The sequence below is a fragment of the Litoribrevibacter albus genome (assembly GCF_030159995.1).
Lineage (GTDB): Bacteria > Pseudomonadota > Gammaproteobacteria > Pseudomonadales > Litoribrevibacteraceae > Litoribrevibacter > Litoribrevibacter albus.
In genome coordinates, this window is the sequence record NZ_BSNM01000002.1 from 351,556 (window position 1) to 368,288 (window position 16,733).

At 44.4% G+C, this 16,733-nt stretch carries 15 protein-coding genes; 8 read left to right on the forward strand and 7 right to left on the reverse strand.

Annotated features, from left to right (window positions below):
• Positions 1-123: 123 nt before the first annotated feature.
• The 5 genes from QQL66_RS01665 to ald all read right to left on the reverse strand — a co-directional run bounded on the left by QQL66_RS01665 (position 124) and on the right by ald (position 4,387).
• Positions 124-783 carry a glutathione S-transferase family protein gene (locus tag QQL66_RS01665; RefSeq protein ID WP_284378005.1) on the reverse strand — a complete coding sequence of 220 codons (660 nt, stop codon included), beginning with the start codon at positions 781-783 and terminating at the stop codon, positions 124-126.
• Between the two features lie 86 nt (positions 784-869).
• Positions 870-1,160, reverse strand: a complete 291-nt coding sequence (locus QQL66_RS01670) for an antibiotic biosynthesis monooxygenase family protein (RefSeq protein WP_284378007.1) — start codon at positions 1,158-1,160, stop codon at positions 870-872.
• A gap of 40 nt (positions 1,161-1,200) precedes the next feature.
• Complete coding sequence (locus QQL66_RS01675; RefSeq protein ID WP_284378009.1) at positions 1,201-1,797, reverse strand: hypothetical protein; 597 nt, start codon at positions 1,795-1,797, stop codon at positions 1,201-1,203.
• A 207-nt stretch (positions 1,798-2,004) separates the two neighbouring features.
• Positions 2,005-3,114: an S-(hydroxymethyl)glutathione dehydrogenase/class III alcohol dehydrogenase gene (locus QQL66_RS01680; RefSeq protein ID WP_284378011.1), complete on the reverse strand. Its 1,110-nt coding sequence runs from the start codon at positions 3,112-3,114 to the stop codon at positions 2,005-2,007.
• 157 nt (positions 3,115-3,271) lie between these two features.
• Positions 3,272-4,387 carry an alanine dehydrogenase gene (gene ald / locus QQL66_RS01685; protein ID WP_284378013.1) on the reverse strand — a complete coding sequence of 372 codons (1,116 nt, stop codon included), beginning with the start codon at positions 4,385-4,387 and terminating at the stop codon, positions 3,272-3,274.
• Between the two features lie 181 nt (positions 4,388-4,568).
• Here ald and QQL66_RS01690 point away from each other — a divergent pair, with 181 nt between their 5' ends.
• From QQL66_RS01690 to QQL66_RS01705, 4 genes are all read left to right on the forward strand, one after another.
• Positions 4,569-5,021: an Lrp/AsnC family transcriptional regulator gene (locus QQL66_RS01690; RefSeq protein ID WP_284378014.1), complete on the forward strand. Its 453-nt coding sequence runs from the start codon at positions 4,569-4,571 to the stop codon at positions 5,019-5,021.
• Positions 5,022-5,134: 113 nt separating this feature from the next.
• Complete coding sequence (locus QQL66_RS01695; protein WP_284378017.1) at positions 5,135-6,598, forward strand: aminoacyl-histidine dipeptidase; 1,464 nt, start codon at positions 5,135-5,137, stop codon at positions 6,596-6,598.
• A complete protein-coding gene (locus tag QQL66_RS01700; RefSeq protein WP_284378021.1) occupies positions 6,599-7,375 on the forward strand; it encodes a TIGR01621 family pseudouridine synthase in 777 nt (258 codons plus the stop codon).
• 54 nt (positions 7,376-7,429) lie between these two features.
• The gene (locus tag QQL66_RS01705) at positions 7,430-8,560 is read left to right on the forward strand and encodes an L-dopachrome tautomerase-related protein (protein WP_284378023.1); all 1,131 of its coding nucleotides are present in this window, start codon (positions 7,430-7,432) and stop codon (positions 8,558-8,560) included.
• 89 nt (positions 8,561-8,649) lie between these two features.
• Here the strand turns inward: QQL66_RS01705 and QQL66_RS01710 are convergent, their stop codons facing one another.
• A complete protein-coding gene (locus QQL66_RS01710) occupies positions 8,650-9,255 on the reverse strand; it encodes a DUF924 family protein (protein ID WP_284378025.1) in 606 nt (201 codons plus the stop codon).
• A gap of 277 nt (positions 9,256-9,532) precedes the next feature.
• Between QQL66_RS01710 and QQL66_RS01715 the strand changes: the two genes are divergently transcribed.
• The gene (locus tag QQL66_RS01715) at positions 9,533-10,339 is read left to right on the forward strand and encodes a pseudouridine synthase (protein WP_284378026.1); all 807 of its coding nucleotides are present in this window, start codon (positions 9,533-9,535) and stop codon (positions 10,337-10,339) included.
• A 92-nt stretch (positions 10,340-10,431) separates the two neighbouring features.
• On the opposite strand, the gene lexA is transcribed toward QQL66_RS01715, so the two are convergent.
• The gene (gene lexA, locus QQL66_RS01720) at positions 10,432-11,073 is read right to left on the reverse strand and encodes a transcriptional repressor LexA (RefSeq protein ID WP_284378028.1); all 642 of its coding nucleotides are present in this window, start codon (positions 11,071-11,073) and stop codon (positions 10,432-10,434) included.
• A gap of 166 nt (positions 11,074-11,239) precedes the next feature.
• On the opposite strand from lexA, the gene QQL66_RS01725 reads away from it, so the two are divergent.
• From QQL66_RS01725 to QQL66_RS01735, 3 genes are all read left to right on the forward strand, one after another.
• Positions 11,240-12,526, forward strand: a complete 1,287-nt coding sequence (locus QQL66_RS01725) for a hypothetical protein (RefSeq protein ID WP_284378030.1) — start codon at positions 11,240-11,242, stop codon at positions 12,524-12,526.
• 199 nt (positions 12,527-12,725) lie between these two features.
• Positions 12,726-13,364 carry a TetR/AcrR family transcriptional regulator gene (locus QQL66_RS01730; RefSeq protein WP_284378033.1) on the forward strand — a complete coding sequence of 213 codons (639 nt, stop codon included), beginning with the start codon at positions 12,726-12,728 and terminating at the stop codon, positions 13,362-13,364.
• A gap of 232 nt (positions 13,365-13,596) precedes the next feature.
• Positions 13,597-16,332: a LuxR C-terminal-related transcriptional regulator gene (locus QQL66_RS01735; RefSeq protein ID WP_284378036.1), complete on the forward strand. Its 2,736-nt coding sequence runs from the start codon at positions 13,597-13,599 to the stop codon at positions 16,330-16,332.
• Positions 16,333-16,733 lie beyond the last annotated feature (401 nt).

Consider the following 16,733-nt stretch of genomic DNA (forward strand, 5'->3'; position numbering starts at 1 on the left):
GGCCCGTAGAAAACACTATGCCCTTTGAATTGAAAATCAATTCATCGGATCTATATCCTAGATCAAAAATTGGTCTTTGTGTGGAATTCTTTCAAATTTAATCTAAATGTCATCTTGATGACATTATTCTATGTTCCTGAAGTTGATTTCTGCGACGTCGATAACTTCGGATTCATTGCGACCTTCTCTCAGCCATTGCTCCATATACGGATCAGAGAGAAGGTGATCCATATAACGCTCGCAGATGTCATTCAGATCCACTTGATAGCTACTGAATCTTACTACCATAGGGGCAAACATTGCATCGGCGATGCTGAACTCACCTAACAGCCAAGGGCCATAAGAGTGGAATTCTTCTCTGAGCTCTGTCCATATAGCTTCGATGCGATCGACTTCTTTTCTGACGTCACTGGTGAGGGGAACCTTCAAATCGGCCCGACAGTTCATCGGTAGTTGATTTCGAATGGCAAAGAACCCCGAGTGCATTTCTGCGGCCGAAGATCGGCCCACGGCGCGTGCAATCGGGTCTTCAGGCCAACCAGTATTTTTCATGTGGCGTTCTGAGATGTACTCCATTATGGCCAGTGAATCCCAGATGGTATCGCCTTGATCAATCAGTACCGGAACTTTCAATGATGGGGAGTACTCAGCAAGTTGGGCCGCTGTGGACTCTGTGAATAAAGGAATTCGGATTTCTTCAAATTTCAGGCCGGCGTGCTTCATTAACAACCAAGGTCTCAACGACCATGAAGAGTAGTTCTTATTTCCTATAATCAGTCGCATGGTTCGTTCCTCGTGTTCTTGTTCGCTTTTGTAAGGGCTCTTATAAATGCAGTAGTGACCTGATATTGATTTCCACTCGTGGTCTTCTACGCTGAGGCGTAACTGCGCTTTATTTCCACCACTTCCACCTGATAATGGCTATACCACTTTTTCTTTCCAAAAGACTGTGCAATTAAGTGGTCAGAATGTTGTTTCCAGTTCTTAATGTTTTCTTCTGATGGCCAATAGGAAACGGCAATCTCCTGATCACCCTCGGTCAAACTGATGAAGTCCGTACAGCCAAACTCATTCATCGCAATATCTCTGAGTTTAGCTGCCATTTCTGAATACTGTTGATCAAGTTCTTTGACTTTGGCTCTGAAAATAACGGCAAACATGGTTGTTCCTTAGTTTGAAATTCAAAAGTGTGTCTTGGTATTAGGCAGATGTCTTGGTTCGACTTTCTATCGACAGCGTTGAATCGGAAAGTGTGGTGTTCATATCTTCTAAAAACCTGATCAGACGGAAACACAACTCGATGTATTGAACGGCTTCCTGACCACCCACTTCGTAACCCTCTGCGTGTGCAATTTTATTGCGGAGCAGTCTCAACTCATTAAACAGTTTGCTTTTGCGCTGGTCGAGCACTTCCTGTTCGGTCAGAAAGTTTGCAGTGTCTTTGTAGGGTGTACTGTCACTGATATTCGCTTCCGGAAAATGGTTTTGTGTCAGAGTCTGAGCGGCTAGGTGAAGTTGATCCCAGGCTTCAAGAATACAGCTGTTCGGAAGATGGCGGGCCGATTGTATCAAGCGGGTTTTTGGGTCTGACCGTAAGTCTGGGAAAGCTGTTTGCGCTTTTTCCAATAGTTGATCGATGTCTTTGCCGAACTCCACCTCAAAGTCTTTGAATTTGAGTTTTTTGGTGAATGGCGCGATCAATAACAATTGCTGTTTGAAGGTGTAAATAACGACCAATAATACGGCTGGCCAAGCCAATGCATTTAGCAAGCCTATGATGAATTCCATCCAGTTCATCGAACATCCCTCGTCCATGTTTTTCGGGAGTATATCAAGACAAGGTTGGATTGAGTGTTATCTGGTTCATTAATTTTTTTGAATTCTGAATCACAGAGTAATCAAGGGGGCGTTTAGGCTATGGTTGCCGGTGTTTCGTCCCCGAATTACTCTGTGTATTGCGTATCGTGTATTACATGCTGCTACGCAGGGTTTATTGAGTTCGAGTTAGAACAGAATCACAGAGCGAATGCTTTCTCCTTCATGCATCAAGTCAAAGGCGCGATTGATATCTTCCAAAGGCATAGTGTGAGTAACGAACTCATCAATCTTGATTTCACCTTGTAGGTACTGATCTACATAATCTGGCAGTTGTGTCCGGCCTTTCACGCCACCAAAGGCACTGCCTCGCCAGACTCGTCCTGTCACCAGCTGGAACGGGCGAGTGCTGATCTCCTGACCTGCACCAGCGACGCCAATGATGGTTGATTCCCCCCAGCCTTTATGACAACACTCCAGGGCTGCGCGCATCGTTTGTGTATTGCCAATGGCTTCGAAGGAGTAATCAACACCACCATCCGTAAGATCAATAATGACATCCTGAATGGGCGCATCGTATTCCTTGGGGTTAATACAGTCGGTAGCTCCGAGCAATTTGGCCATCTCAAATTTATCGTCGTTGATGTCGATGGCTATGATTCTGCCGGCCTTTGCAAGTACGGCGCCTTGAATGACGCTCAAGCCAACGCCTCCTAGACCGAATACGGCAACGGTGGACCCTGGTTCCACTTTTGCTGTGTTTAATACGGCTCCGATGCCCGTGGTGATACCACAACCTAATAAGCACACTTTATCCAGTGGCGCGGCTTTGTTGATTTTAGCAACCGCGATTTCAGGCAGCACTGTGTATTCAGAAAATGTTGAGGTGCCCATGAAATGAAAAATGGGTTTGCCGTTGAGTGAGAACCGGCTGGTGCCATCAGGCATCAGCCCTTGTCCTTGTGTTGCCCGAATCGCTTGGCAGAGATTGGTTTTGCCGGATAAACAAAACTTGCAGGTTCCGCATTCAGGCGTGTAAAGCGGAATAACGTGATCTCCGACCGATACCGACGTTACTCCCTCGCCGACTTCCACAACAATACCGGCCCCTTCATGACCAAGAATGGCCGGGAAAACGCCTTCCGGGTCTTCACCACTTAAGGTAAATGTATCCGTGTGACAGACACCGGTAGCGGAGAGTTTAACCATGACTTCCCCTGCTTTCGGTCCTTCCAGATCGACTTCTTCAATGGTTAATGGTTGTCCTGCCTGCCAGGCTATTGCTGCGCGTGTTTTCATAACTTATCCCTAGTTTGCTGTGATTAAATCGATGATAACGTCACTGTCAGAGTGTAGCCAAATATCAGGTGGGTGCTGGTTTTAGAACATGAAAAAGCGCGAGTAGAGGCTCGCGCTTGGAGGGATCGTCCATTTGTTAGGGAAGGCCGGTAAAGGCTTATATCAGTGCCTGTTCGGGAGAAACATAGTCATAACCTAATGCCTCAGCCACTGGCTGGTTGGTGACTTTACCATTCCAAACATTTAAGCCATTGAGTAAATGTTTATCGTCTTTAAGTGCTTGCTTCCAACCTTTCCCCGCTAGCGCCAAGATAAATGGCAGCGTGGCATTATTGAGTGCATACGTAGAGGTTCTGGCAACACCACCCGGCATATTGGCGACACAGTAGTGAATGACATCATCAACAACGTAAGTAGGTTCTGCATGGGTGGTCGCCTTTGATGTTTCAAAGCAACCGCCTTGGTCAATCGCCACATCTACCAATACGGAACCCGCTTCCATTTTGCTGATCATTTCTCTGGTCACAAGCTTTGGCGCAGCTGCGCCAGGGATGAGCACCGCACCGATCACCATATCAGCTTCGATAACGGCTTTTTCAAGTGTTGCTTGTGTGGAGTAGAGGGTTTTGGCTGTACTACCAAAGTGATTTGATAAAGCTTCTAAGGTTGCAGGGTTTTTATCCAGAATTGTGACATCGGCTTGTAAACCGACGGCCATTTGAGCGGCGTTAAAACCTACCACTCCGCCGCCTAAGATAACGACTTTTGCGGGGGCAACCCCAGGCACACCTCCGAGCAGTAATCCTTTTCCTCCCTTCGATTTCTCCAAAGCAACGGCTCCTGCCTGGATAGACATGCGACCAGCCACTTGGCTCATTGGTTTGAGGAGGGGGAGAGCCCCTGAGTCACTGGTGATGGTTTCGTAGGCGATGCAGGTAGCACCTGAGTTGACGAGATCTTTTGTTTGGTCTGGGTCGGGAGCCAGATGAAGGTAGGTAAAGAGTAGTTGGTTGGGTCTTAGCATTGCGCGTTCGATGGCTTGCGGTTCTTTCACTTTAACGATCATGTCCGCTCTCTCGAATACCTCCGCCGCTGTGTCGATAATGGTGGCGCCGACGGCTTCATAGGCTTGATCGGCTGCGCCGATACCGGTACCTGCATTCTTTTCGACAATCACTTGATGTCCATGTCGGATGGCTTCTGCCACTGACTCTGGAGTCATGCCCACCCGGTATTCGTGGTTTTTAATTTCTTTAGGTACACCAATTAACATTTGTCTCACCTCTTATACCTATATTTTTATTCACTTATTAAGGCGTTTTTACCTCTCACTTGTGATTAAGTATGGATGAAAAAAGGTGAATTTTTTTTCGAAATTTAAGAGCGATTTTGACTATTATTGGTAATATTTTCTGTTTTATTGATTTTTTTTGAGTGAATTTACTGTGGAAAGAATGAATTCAAGGATTTTATCCCTTCTTCAGAAGGATTCGAGATTGTCGGTCGCAGAGATCGGAGAGCGAGTCGGGTTATCTACCTCGGCCTGTCACCGAAGAATACGACAATTAGAAGATGAAGGGGTTATTGAAGGCTACTCGGCTAACTTATCCAAAGTGGCTCTGGGTTATGCGATCGAAGTATTCGTTGAGGTAACCTTATCCGGGCAGAGCGAAGCTTTATTGGATCAGTTTGAAAAGGAGGCCGCAGACTGCCATGACATCATTGAATGTCATTTAATGGCGGGGGACGCAGATTACTTATTAAGAGTGGCTGCAGAGAGCCCCGAAGCCTATGAACATTTACATCGAAAAGTCCTGGCTAGTTTACCTGGAGTGGCTCGGCTGAAATCCAATTTTGTGCTTAAATCGGTGAAATCCTATTCGGGATATCCGATTAAAGCTGGCTAATAGATAAGTGCTACAAATTTGCTAGGTGTCTTAGGGAAGGCTAGATATACTCCCAACCAATATCATTTGCTTTTTCTCAGCCGTTTCACGGTTGGGTTTCTGGAGATCAATCAATGACATTATCGCAATTACAACCTTCATCTCTTTGGACTCATTTCGAGAAGATATGCTCAATTCCTCATCCCTCGAAACATGAAGAAGAATTGATTGCTTATATTGTGAGTCAAGCTGAGGCTCATGGCGTTCAGGTTGATAGAGATGAGGTCGGTAACGTTAAATTGACCAAATCTGCGACACCAGGATATGAGCAGGCTGTGCCTGTGGTGATGCAAAGTCATATCGATATGGTGCCTCAAAAGAATGCCGAGACCGAGCATAACTTTGAGACCGATCCAATCAAGGCCTATGTGGACGGTAATTGGGTTACTGCAAAAGGAACGACCTTAGGTGCGGATAATGGCATTGGTGTTGCAGCTATTATGGCGGTCATGTGTGCTTCTGATATCTGTCATGGGCCTCTTGAAGCATTGCTTACGGTAGACGAAGAAGCTGGGATGACTGGCGCGTTTGAATTGAAGGAAGCCTGGTTTAACAGCAAGGTGTTGTTAAATCTGGATACCGAAGAGGAAGGTGAGTTATACGTTGGTTGCGCGGGTGGCGTCGATGTCACGGTCAATTGGCCTGTGAGTAAAGAGCCTGTGGCGGCGGATTGCATTGCGTTTAATTTGAGCGTGAAAGGGCTCAAAGGCGGTCACTCTGGTATTGATATCCACAAGGGTCGAGGTAATGCGAATAAACTACTTAACCGTGTGCTCCTAACCTTATCCTTAGAATTAGACATAACCATCGCTGAGTTGAATGGCGGCACCTTACGCAATGCCATTCCTCGTGAAGCATTTGCCAAAGTAGTAATTCCTAAAGACCAAGAGCAAGCCTTTCAACGACTGCTTGCTGACGTTGTGGATGACATTACCGATGAGTACGCCTACGTTGAATCAGATTTACTGATTAAGGCAAAGGCGTCCGAATTACCGGATGAGGTAATGGACAGTGCCGCAGTGACTGATTTGTTGCGTGCAATTCTGACGTGTCCAAACGGTGTTCTGAGAAACAGTGACCGTTTTGATGGCGTTGTTGAGACCTCAAGTAATTTAGGCATTATGAGCTATGACGGTAATGCCGTGTCGTTACAGTTCATGACTCGAAGCTTGAAAGACCGGGCGAGAGATAATGCCGTGCAACGCATTAGAAGTTGTTTCGAGCTGATTGGTGCAGAAATTACTGCCTTTGGTGCTTACCCTGGCTGGTCACCAAGTGATGATCCGACTTTATTGAACCTGATGAAATCCGTATATAAGGATTTATTCGATCAGACGCCTGGTACTCAAATTATTCACGCCGGCTTGGAATGCGGTATTCTCGGCGCAAAATATCCGGCCTGGGATATGATTTCGTTTGGTCCGACGATTACTGGTGCCCATTCACCTGATGAGCAAGTGAATATTCACTCTGTACAACGTTTTTGGACTTACTTACTTGCGGTGCTGAAGCGATTAGCCAAAATGGATCGTATTTAAGTGACATTAGTCAGTAACTTCGTGGATTTTTCCGATATTGAGATTGTTTATGATCATCAGGACTTTCTGGTGATCAATAAACCTGCTGGCTTGAGTGTCCATAAGGATCAGCAAGCCGAGGGGTTACTGACAGGGCTTGCTCGATCTTTAAAGCTTGAGCACTTGTATTTGGTCCATCGACTCGATCAAATGACATCGGGGTTATTGATTCTGGCTAAGAACCAAACGTCAAATCGTGTTCTGAGCCAGATGTTTCAACGACGGGACGTTCAGAAATACTACATTGCCATTTCTGATAAGAAGCCAAAGAAGAAACAAGGTTTAATCAAAGGCGATATGGAGAAGGGGCGAGGCGGCAGCTGGAAGTTAATAAAATCTTCAGTGAATCCTGCTATCACTCAGTTTTTTAGCTTTTCGTTAGATCCGTCCTTATTTGACGAAGGTAGGCAGGTCAGTAAGGGCTTACGTCTTTTTTTGTTGAAACCTCATACGGGGAAAACTCATCAACTTCGGGTAGCATTGAAAAGTCTGGGTTCTGCCATTGTTGGTGATACACGATACGCCACACAAACATCTAATCCACAAAGTATCAGCGAACCGAAAGCTCTGATCGATCGGGGCTATTTGCACGCGTGGCGATTATGTTTTCAGTATGAAGGTGAAAATTTTGATCTGACAGCGTTACCAGACTCAGGCGAGCTGTTTACGCAGTCGGCTTTTTTGGCGTTTTTAGAGTCTTTGGGGCACCCAAAAGATTTGGCATGGCCAACGATTTGAGAAATGGATTCATCGATCGACAAGAAATGGATCTAAATAATAAAAAGGGAAGGTATGAAAAAGCTAGCCGTATTAATCGTACTCATTTTCTTCGGGCTTTTAACTGTTTGGTTGAACTATGCCGAGTCTGAACACTATCCGGATCTTACCTCTGATCCTATCTGGTCGGCGGATCAGTTGGAGCTGGTTGCATCATTAGACACTCCTCCGGGGAATATTTCTGTGTCTGAATCCGGGCGTGTTTTCCTGAGTCTACACCCGGATGCTCACCCGGATTTAAATGTTGTGGAGTTGGTGAATGGCGAAGTGTCGCCCTTCCCAAGCCTGAATTGGCAGCCAGGAGGTTCAGAGGAGTTAGCCTTTCAGCAGGTGTTGTCGATTCGATTGGATCAACAGGGACGACTCTGGGTATTAGATAATGGGCTTCATGGGGTCGGTCAACCGCGATTATTGGCGTTTGACGTCACGACCCGAGAATTAGTGCATCAACACGATTTTAGCTCTGATGTCTTTGGTCTAGGTTCTCATGCCAATGATTTCCAAATCAGCAAAGACGGCCTGTATATCTATATCTCTGACGCCAGTATTTTAGCGAAAACCCCTGCGGTGGTTTTTTATAATGTGGAAACTCAGCAAGCCCGTCGTGTGCTTGAGAATGATGTTTCGGTAAAAGCAGGGGCCTATGAGCCCGTGGTTCAGGGAAGGGAAATGACCTTGGTAGGCTTGTTTACTATCAATCCAGGTGTGGATGGTATTGCTTTAAGCCGGGATGGCGAAACCTTGTATTACGCTTCTGTCAGTGGGGATATGTTGTATTCACTGCCGACGAGACATCTGAAATATGCGAAAGCTAATGACCATATCTTGATGGGGTTTGTAAAACCGGTTGGGCGAAAGACGATGACGGATGCTATGTCTACGGATGATCAGGGGCGGCTTTACCTCACCGACATTGAGCACTCTGCAATTGTGAGAATGTCTGCAGATGGACATCGAGAAACCTTGTTAAAAACAGAGACTTTACGCTGGCCGGATGGTCTTAGTTTTGGCCCGGACGGATACCTCTATATAACCTGCAGTGCTCTGCATCAGGTTCTCGGAAAGCTACCTTCTGATATTCGAGATAAGGCGCCGTATCAGGTCTATCGTGTAAAAACCGATGCGACGGCTTTGGCTGGACACTAATCTTTACTCGGGAAGGCTTGCTTCGGAAACTCGGGTTGAGTGAGAAACAGGCCTTTGTCTGGATTCAAAAACAGTGGCAGCATTGCAGCCTATTGACCAAAGCGATGGGCCTTCCCGTTCAGATACGTTTCTTCTTCGGCCGTATTGACACGTTTTAGTGATTCATTACGGTGGGGAAACCGTCCAAATTGCTTGATGATGTCTCTGTGTTGTTCAGCAAAACCGACATAGCTGTCCAGCAAAGGATGTTTTTCTTGTGGGCTTTCACGTTTTAGGGAGGTGAACAAACGAATACAAAGTTCCTGATCTTCCAGGCTCTCTGAATGTTCTAACGGCATATAAAAGAACACTCGATGCTCAATAGGTAATTCCAAATCGGTTTTTTCTGAAAGCCCTAGTTTACATAATTTGAGAGCACGACTGTCGCCGGCAAAGGCACGTTCTGTTCCCCGATAGATATTACGTGTGAACTGATCAAGTAATAGGATTAAAGCAAGTCGACCAGAGCTTGAGTCTTTCCATTCTTTGAGGCCCCGGTTTAAGGCTTCTTCGACTAAATGCCCAAACTGATGACTGATTTCAATGTCGATGTCATTGCCGCCAGACCACCATTTGTTTTTATTCTGATCAAGAGCAAAGCCGTCGGAGTCTAATTCACCAAACCAATAAGAAATAACTTTTGCGATATCGTCCATGTGTTAATTGATTCTCTGCGGGTCGTACTGTATTTGTTTGTCGTTCTGTATAAGTTATGTCTACATTTATGGTTCATTAGTTGTTCTCTGTCCAGTAAAGCAGAGTGTTAACGGCATTTTTGCTCACCTAATTGTTCGGTTAGCCGTTCTCTGAGTGACTGATTTTCAGTAAAATGCCGCCATACTATGCTTTGACATTAAAACGTCTTGCTCTTAAACGGTTTACATAAACACCCATTACCCATAAACAGCGATCATACAAATTAAAGGACGGGCTATGCACTTTGAAGTGGAATTGGAAGTGACTGAACTGGATTCATTGAATGCACTTGAGTTTCTCTGGGGGCATTTTGATCAGCTTTCCAAATCAAAAATTAAAGATGCGATGAAAAAAGGGGCTGTTTTCCTTGAGCGTAAAGGGGAGCGTAGCTGCTTGCGTAAAGCCCAAGCTGAATTAAAAATTGGCGATAAGGTTGAGGTCTATTACGACGAAGATTATTTAAACCGTAAACCTTTCCCCGCAGAGTTATTAACGGATCAATTACAGTACAGCGTTTGGATGAAACCTTCTGGTATGCCAATTGAGGGTGAGTTGTTTGGTGATCATTTATCGCTTCTACGCCTGGCGGATCAGACCTTTGAAGCTGAGCGCGAAGCCTACCTGATGTATGAATTGGCGGATGATTCCAAAGGGGTTTTGCTCATTGTTCATCACAGAAGAGCTGCCTCTACCTTCACTGAACTGCAAGAAAAAGGTGAGCTTAAAGTTAAATATCGCATTGAGGTAGCGGGTGCGATTGAGACTGGTGGAGACGTTTCTGTAGAAACAGAAGACTATGAACTGGCAGGGCGTTATGAGCCGGTTAAATATGTTGAACATACAAAGAGTACTGTACTGGATCTTTATTTAACGAAAGGTGATGCGAAAGACATTTGCTGTTACTTCATGGAGATCGGACATGAAGTATTGGGAGATGAATACATTTCCGGTAATACTGATCGGGATCGGATGCAAGTAGACCTAGTTGAGCTCGATTTTGAATGCCCAATATCCGGGGATTTAATGCACTACAAGGCGTACTAGGCCAGTTTAAGGGTGAGAAGAAACAGATGTATCAAACAAAGCAAGCCTTGAGCTTGCTTTGTTTTCTTCGCGCCAGGCTCGTATTTTATATCTTAAAGATCGCCGTTGCGGATAACGCCAACACCTAACCCTTCAATAAATACAGGTTCTTCGTTGGTATCAATGACAATATCATCGAGCTCTTCATTCTCCGGAATCAGTCGGACTATATTACCTTTACGATCAAGTCGCTTGACGGTGACATCGTCCCCAATTCGAGCTACGACAATCTGACCGTTTCTGACATTTTGAGTTTTGTGTACGGCCAGTAAGTCTCCATCAAGAATGCCTACATTCTTCATACTAAGCCCTTGAACCCTAAGCAGATAGTCAGCTGGAGGATTGAAAAACTCAGGTTGTACCGGGCACATATGATCAACATGTTCTTCAGCTAATACAGGTGAACCCGCAGCTACTCGGCCAATTACAGGAATGCCTTGAATCTGCTCTGGTTCATCATTGGATGATGAAAGGTTTGGATCGTAACCTGGAATTCGCAATCCGCGTGAGGTGCCTGGCATCATTTCAATGGCGCCTTTTTTGGCCAGTGCTTTTAAATGCTCTTCTGCGGCGTTGGCTGAACGAAAGCCTAAGGTTTTTGCTATTTCCGCTCGAGTTGGGGGATACCCTGTTTCGTCGATATGAGCCTTGATGACATCGAGAACTTCCTGCTGACGCTTGGTTAATTTAATCATGACCTGACCTTTTATACAGTTTTGTATATGTATACAGTATATTTTAAAAGGAGTAAATGTGTAGCGGAAATTTTGTTGAAACGAAACAGTAGATTAGTTGACATATCAATCAATAGTTCCGAAGATACGAGGGCCTGGAATTAATAATAATGAATAGGGGTATCTCTTGTTTAAGCACGTCATTTCTGCGGTATCTACTACTGCTTTATTGAGTATTTCTTCGTTCTTCTCCTCAACGGTTATGGGTTATGAGTTGACTCATGAACTCACGGCACAGTGGCGCGGCTTTTTTAATGATGGCGATATGAACCAAAAGCGCTCTGATTTCTCATTGGAATATGAAAGTGACTTCTTTTATGAGCTTGAGTCGGGCGTTGATTCCTTCATTGTTGTGCCAAAGCTGAGGGTAGATCAGCAGGACCCGGAAAGAAACCTGATTGATTTGCAGAAAGCGTATTGGAATCATCTTGGCGATGGATGGGAGCTAAGGGCCGGTATTCATAAGGTGTTTTGGGGAGTGACTGAGTCACGTCATCTGGTCGATGTGATTAACCAGACCGACTTGGTGAGCGCTATTGATCAAGAAGACAAATTGGGTCAACCAATGATCAATACGTCATTTGAATTTGAGTCGGGTATCCTGGATGTCTTTATGCTTGCAGGGTTCAGAGAGCGTACCTTCCCTGGTGAGGATGGCCGTTTTCGTACTTTTATTCCGGTTGATGGCGATTCAACTCATTATGAGTCTTCAAAAGAAGCCTCTCGAATTGATTGGGCTGCGCGTTGGGTTCAAACCATCGATTCAACCGATATCGGCATTTATCTCTTTTCGGGGACGAGTAGAGAGCCGTTACTAGTGTTTAACAATGATTTAACCAATCCTGAACTTGAACCTTATTACCCGGTTATCACTCAGGTAGGTTTTGATTTGCAACACGTCTACGAAGCATGGCTGTTCAAGTTAGAAGCGATACATCGTCGTGGATTTGATTATCCATCCGGAAGTGGAATTGATTCGGATGGTGATTTTGAGTCTTTGGTCGGCGGGTTTGAGTATACACAAGTGGGGATCTTCGAAACCCCAATGGATTTGGGGTGGATTGCTGAGTATCTCTATGACAGCCGTGGCAAGGATGATCCTTTGGCTGTATTTGAAGATGACTGGTTTGTTGGATGGCGTTTGGCATTCAACGATATTAATGATAGTGAGCTGTTGGCCGGTATTATAGTTGATCCAAGTAGCTCGGAAAAAACCATAGGGTTGGAATACAACCAGCGATTGTCTGATTCACTTGCGATTGCAGTGGAGGGCAGAACGTGGTTTGGGGGAGACAAAGCTCCGGATACCATGCAAGAGGCTCTATTGGGGCTGCAAGCTGGCGAGTCGCAAGATAAATTGGCTTCTTTGATGAATGACGACTATGTCGAGCTGAGTTTAACTTACTATTTCTGATCGTTATTCCTTCTTTTTCCTCTATTTTCTATCTGTCTATTGGGTGGGATTCCCGATAGACAGACGTTTATCCGTCCTTCTTAGCTTGGTATTCTAGGTTGAACATTCTAATCTGATAGTAATTTCTTGTTTCCTTTCCTTGACATGTATTGTGTTCAAACGTATGTTTTAAACAGTTGTTTTTAACGGAGACGCAGTGATGGCCAACGGAAATACGGTCGATAAAATACTAGATGCCGCACAAGAGTTGTTTGCAGAGCGGGGTTTTGCTGAGACATCTCTTCGAATGATCACCAGTAAAGCTGGGGTAAATCTCGCAGCAGTTAATTATCACTTCGGCTCAAAAGAAGCTTTAATTCAAGCAACCTTCTCTCGATTCTTAACGCCATTCAGTCGCGAATTTAAAGATCAGCTCTCTGCCTATATACAGCAGGTGGGGGAGGAGAACATCGATATTGCGCACATGATTGCGGTATTGGCCTCTTCTGCTCAGGTTGTTGCTGAAAGAAATGATCAGAGTGTGGCGGTTTTTATGCGTTTGATGGGCTTAGCCTATGCTCAAGCGCAGGGACATCTTCGTAATTACTTAAAAGAGCACTATTCGGATGTCTTTAAGCCATTCATGAGAACTTTGAAAACTGCGTGTCCAGAGATGACGCCTATTGAATGGTTCTGGCGTATCCACTTTGTGTTGGGGACGTTAGCATTCACTATGTCCAGTGTGGATTCTTTGCAAGCGATGGCGGCTAATGATTTATCCGTAGATAGCCAATTTAAGGATATGATCTCGTATTTAGCCAAATTTGTCAGCGCAGGGCTGATGGCATCTGCTACCTAATATCGATTTCTTGATGTAATTTAAAGTGTGAACTGTACCTCCAAATTACATTTGGTAATATTAAGACCCCCTTGGGGATGTTCCGCCTGTGCTAACATGTTGCTCTATGTTTTATGTGGCCCGGGCCCAATATAAGACACACAAGAACAATAATAATTAATTTATCTACATTACTAAGACGCTGAGGCCTTTGCTCTAGCTTCTTGGAATGATGCTCATATAAGGGTGGCGAATGGTTGGTAGCCCAGAATCTGTATTCAGTTTAAGTGAACTGAGAAAAACAATTTCCCAATTACCTCTGATTGAATCCAAGATTAAAGCGGTTCCCATTGAGCCCTATTATTTACAACGCTCAAATATAGAGAATCCGTTTAATAAACCACATACAACCTTGGCGTTGGTTACTGCTCCTGCCGGGACTGGAAAATCGATAGTTCTAAGTCAGTGGTATCATGATTTGATCGCTAAAGATGAGAAGGTATGTTGGTTAAGTCTCTCTCGGGATGATAATGATCCTGTTCGTTTCTTTTCTTATGTAATCGCGTCACTTCAACGTACTGAGCCGTATATCTGGCCGGATCTAGATGCATCTTATCGTCGGTTTGAGGATGAGCCTTCAGTCAGCTTTTTGAGATTGGCTGAGCAATTGATTGCCGACTTGGAAGAATTTGAAGATCCAATTTACTGCTTTATTGATGATTTTCACTTGATTGAAAGTCCCATTCTTACGGCTGCAATTTCTCTTTTCTTGGCTCATATGCCGTCCAATGTTCATTTATGTATTTCCAGTCGACATAGACCGCAGTTAAGTGTCGGCCGATACCGTTCTAAAGGTAAGTTGGCTGAATATAAATACGCTGATTTAAAGTTTTCAGCAGAGCAAAGTCGTGAGCTTTTGGAGGCGATTGAAGCACCAATTAAACCTCAAAAGCGTGATGATCTGATTCGGGCGCTAGATGGATGGACTTCAGGTTTGGTATTAGCGTCTAACGCGCTGTGTCATATCTCTGATGAGGAGCAGTTGTCTATAGATAGCTTTGAAGAATATTTTGGCCAACATCCAGATTTTCTAAGCTATTTTGCCGATGATGCCTATCAGCATTTAGAAGAATCAACAAAGCGCGCGGTGAAGCAACTTTCAATTGTTGAGAAATTTACCAGTCAACTATATACCTCGTTGAGTGGTAATAATGAAAGTGATGCCATGATGGAGCGGCTCAATGAGCAGCAACTCTTTATAGAGCCAACAGGCTTTGGCCAATACAAGTTTCATCCTTTATATCGTCGATTCCTGCATCAGCGTTTGATGGTTGATGAACCTGAGAGCCTGATTCAACTGCATTTTTCTGCCAGTATGTGGTTCAGTACGCATAATCACAGTGTTGCAGCCATTGAGCATGCATTTGCTGCGCGTGATTATGAAATGGCTGCAAGTTTGATCAGTGCGTGTGTGTTTGATTTATTGAATCAGGCTTATGCCGTTCAGCTTTTTGAATGGATCAAACAAATACCACGTGATATTACACTCCAATATCCACGTTTACAGCTTGTGCGAATTTGGGTGTTGATTCGTGATGGTTATGATCAAGAAGCAGAGCGTGCACTACTCCGATTAATGCAGCAGGATGAGAAACATCAACCGCTAGGTATCTCTGAGCGCGAAGCCATCTGCTATCTTCTTTCTATTCTTATTAATCTACGAAACGACGACTTAGAAAGTGCCAATGTTAGTATCGCCAAAGTTCAGCCGTATTTTGATGAGCTAGACCCTTGGCTTTCAGCGCAATTTAATCTTCTTGCGGCAGTGATTTTAATGTTGCAAGGTCGCCCAGGAGAGTGTGGTGATAATATCAGCTCAGCTGAGCGATTCTCTTCTGAATTGAAAGGCAACTTTATGAATCAGCTTATTACAGCGATTCGAGCGTACCATTTCTATGAAACGGGTATGTTGAAGGCTGCAAAGGCTGAGATAGCGAAGTTAGAAAGCACAAAAGATGTTGTTGGTATTGCTGAGTGGTATCGCTTGGTTAATGCACTTCTGAATTTTGAAGGTAATAAACTTCAAACAGCATGGGACATGTTACAAGATCGTCGTCCTATCGCAGAGGGTATGATTCAATCCAGTTTCTTGCAGGCGCGTTTGTATGCGGTAAGAAGTCGATTGGTTTCGTGGTTCAGAGATGAAGACTCTGGATTAGATGAGTTAGAGCGCTTACTAAATCAATATAAACAACGCGGACAGCAGCGTGCGTGGCGTATTTGTCGTGCGGCACAAGCACAGCTCCTTATGGATCATGGTCGTTTTGATCGTGCGGAATGGTGTTTAGCGCAAGAAGGCGTGTTGCCGAAAATCGGAATTTCACCGTATCTGTCTGGTTATGGTTGGGTGATTACAGCTCGTTCACGAGTGGCTTGGCATAAGCAGTCTATTCAAGAGCTTCGCGCAATATTTGATTTGCTTGGTCATGACGTTGAGCGAGATGATGGTGTAAGTCGTTCTGGTACTGAAAATCTATTGTCTGCAATGTATCACTGGTTGAATGACAATAAAGAAGCCTCAATGACTTTCTTCAGAAATGCGATTATTGCTGCTAGTGAACAAGGCTACCTTCGTGCGTTGGCTGAGCTTCCTGAAGCATTGCTGGTATTTATTGAATCTTCTAAAAACTCCGGTTTGTTCCATGACTCTGATCTTGTCTCGTATGTCGAAAAACTTGAGAAAGCCATTCATGCGAAACAAATGAAAGGTCAAATAGAGTTGGATGATCAGCAGATCTCACTAACGGGACGTGAGAAGCAAATTCTAGAGCTTGCTGCTGATGGGCTTTCAAATCAGGAAATCAGTGATCGAATTTTTGTATCTCTCGGAACAGTCAAATGGCATTTGCATAATGTTTATGACAAGTTAGGGGTTAAAAACCGAACTCAGGCACTAAAAGCAGTACAGGAATTTCAGAAGGTTTCTTAAGTTAAAGCTCTTCTTATGTTGAAAAAGCCGCCTTCGGGCGGTTTTTTTGTGCGTGCTGATTATGAACTTGGTTTGATTGTGTGGTGGTTGTTACGATTTTGGATGGTTTGTGTTACTGATTTGCTTGTTTTTGTTCTGCGACGACAGGAATTGTGTTTTTTGACGCTGAAATGGTGGGGTTCAATCGAAAGGTTGGGGTGTGAGGTCGGGGAATATTTGGTTTGTTTCGCTGATTGTTGGGTTTTATGGAACGAATAGTTCGTTAAACTGGATGTAAGAGTTAACAAAGACTCTACTTATAAAGTACTCAAAAATAATAATTAGGAGTTACACAATGAAAGGTTTCAAAAAGCTGGCTCTAGTAGCTGCGATCGCTGCACCACTATCTTCTGTACACGCTC

Excerpts from the sequence above, each read along its gene's own strand:
- QQL66_RS01665 (WP_284378005.1), bottom strand. The coding sequence starts at position 783 with ATGCGACTGATTATAGGAAATAAGAACTACTCTTCATGGTCGTTGAGA.
- QQL66_RS01670 (WP_284378007.1), bottom strand. The coding sequence starts at position 1,160 with ATGTTTGCCGTTATTTTCAGAGCCAAAGTCAAAGAACTTGATCAACAG.
- QQL66_RS01675 (WP_284378009.1), bottom strand. The coding sequence starts at position 1,797 with ATGAACTGGATGGAATTCATCATAGGCTTGCTAAATGCATTGGCTTGG.
- QQL66_RS01680 (WP_284378011.1), bottom strand. The coding sequence starts at position 3,114 with ATGAAAACACGCGCAGCAATAGCCTGGCAGGCAGGACAACCATTAACC.
- ald (WP_284378013.1), bottom strand. The coding sequence starts at position 4,387 with ATGTTAATTGGTGTACCTAAAGAAATTAAAAACCACGAATACCGGGTG.
- QQL66_RS01690 (WP_284378014.1), top strand. The coding sequence starts at position 4,569 with ATGAATTCAAGGATTTTATCCCTTCTTCAGAAGGATTCGAGATTGTCG.
- QQL66_RS01695 (WP_284378017.1), top strand. The coding sequence starts at position 5,135 with ATGACATTATCGCAATTACAACCTTCATCTCTTTGGACTCATTTCGAG.
- QQL66_RS01705 (WP_284378023.1), top strand. The coding sequence starts at position 7,430 with ATGAAAAAGCTAGCCGTATTAATCGTACTCATTTTCTTCGGGCTTTTA.
- QQL66_RS01710 (WP_284378025.1), bottom strand. The coding sequence starts at position 9,255 with ATGGACGATATCGCAAAAGTTATTTCTTATTGGTTTGGTGAATTAGAC.
- QQL66_RS01715 (WP_284378026.1), top strand. The coding sequence starts at position 9,533 with ATGCACTTTGAAGTGGAATTGGAAGTGACTGAACTGGATTCATTGAAT.
- lexA (WP_284378028.1), bottom strand. The coding sequence starts at position 11,073 with ATGATTAAATTAACCAAGCGTCAGCAGGAAGTTCTCGATGTCATCAAG.
- QQL66_RS01730 (WP_284378033.1), top strand. The coding sequence starts at position 12,726 with ATGGCCAACGGAAATACGGTCGATAAAATACTAGATGCCGCACAAGAG.
- QQL66_RS01735 (WP_284378036.1), top strand. The coding sequence starts at position 13,597 with ATGGTTGGTAGCCCAGAATCTGTATTCAGTTTAAGTGAACTGAGAAAA.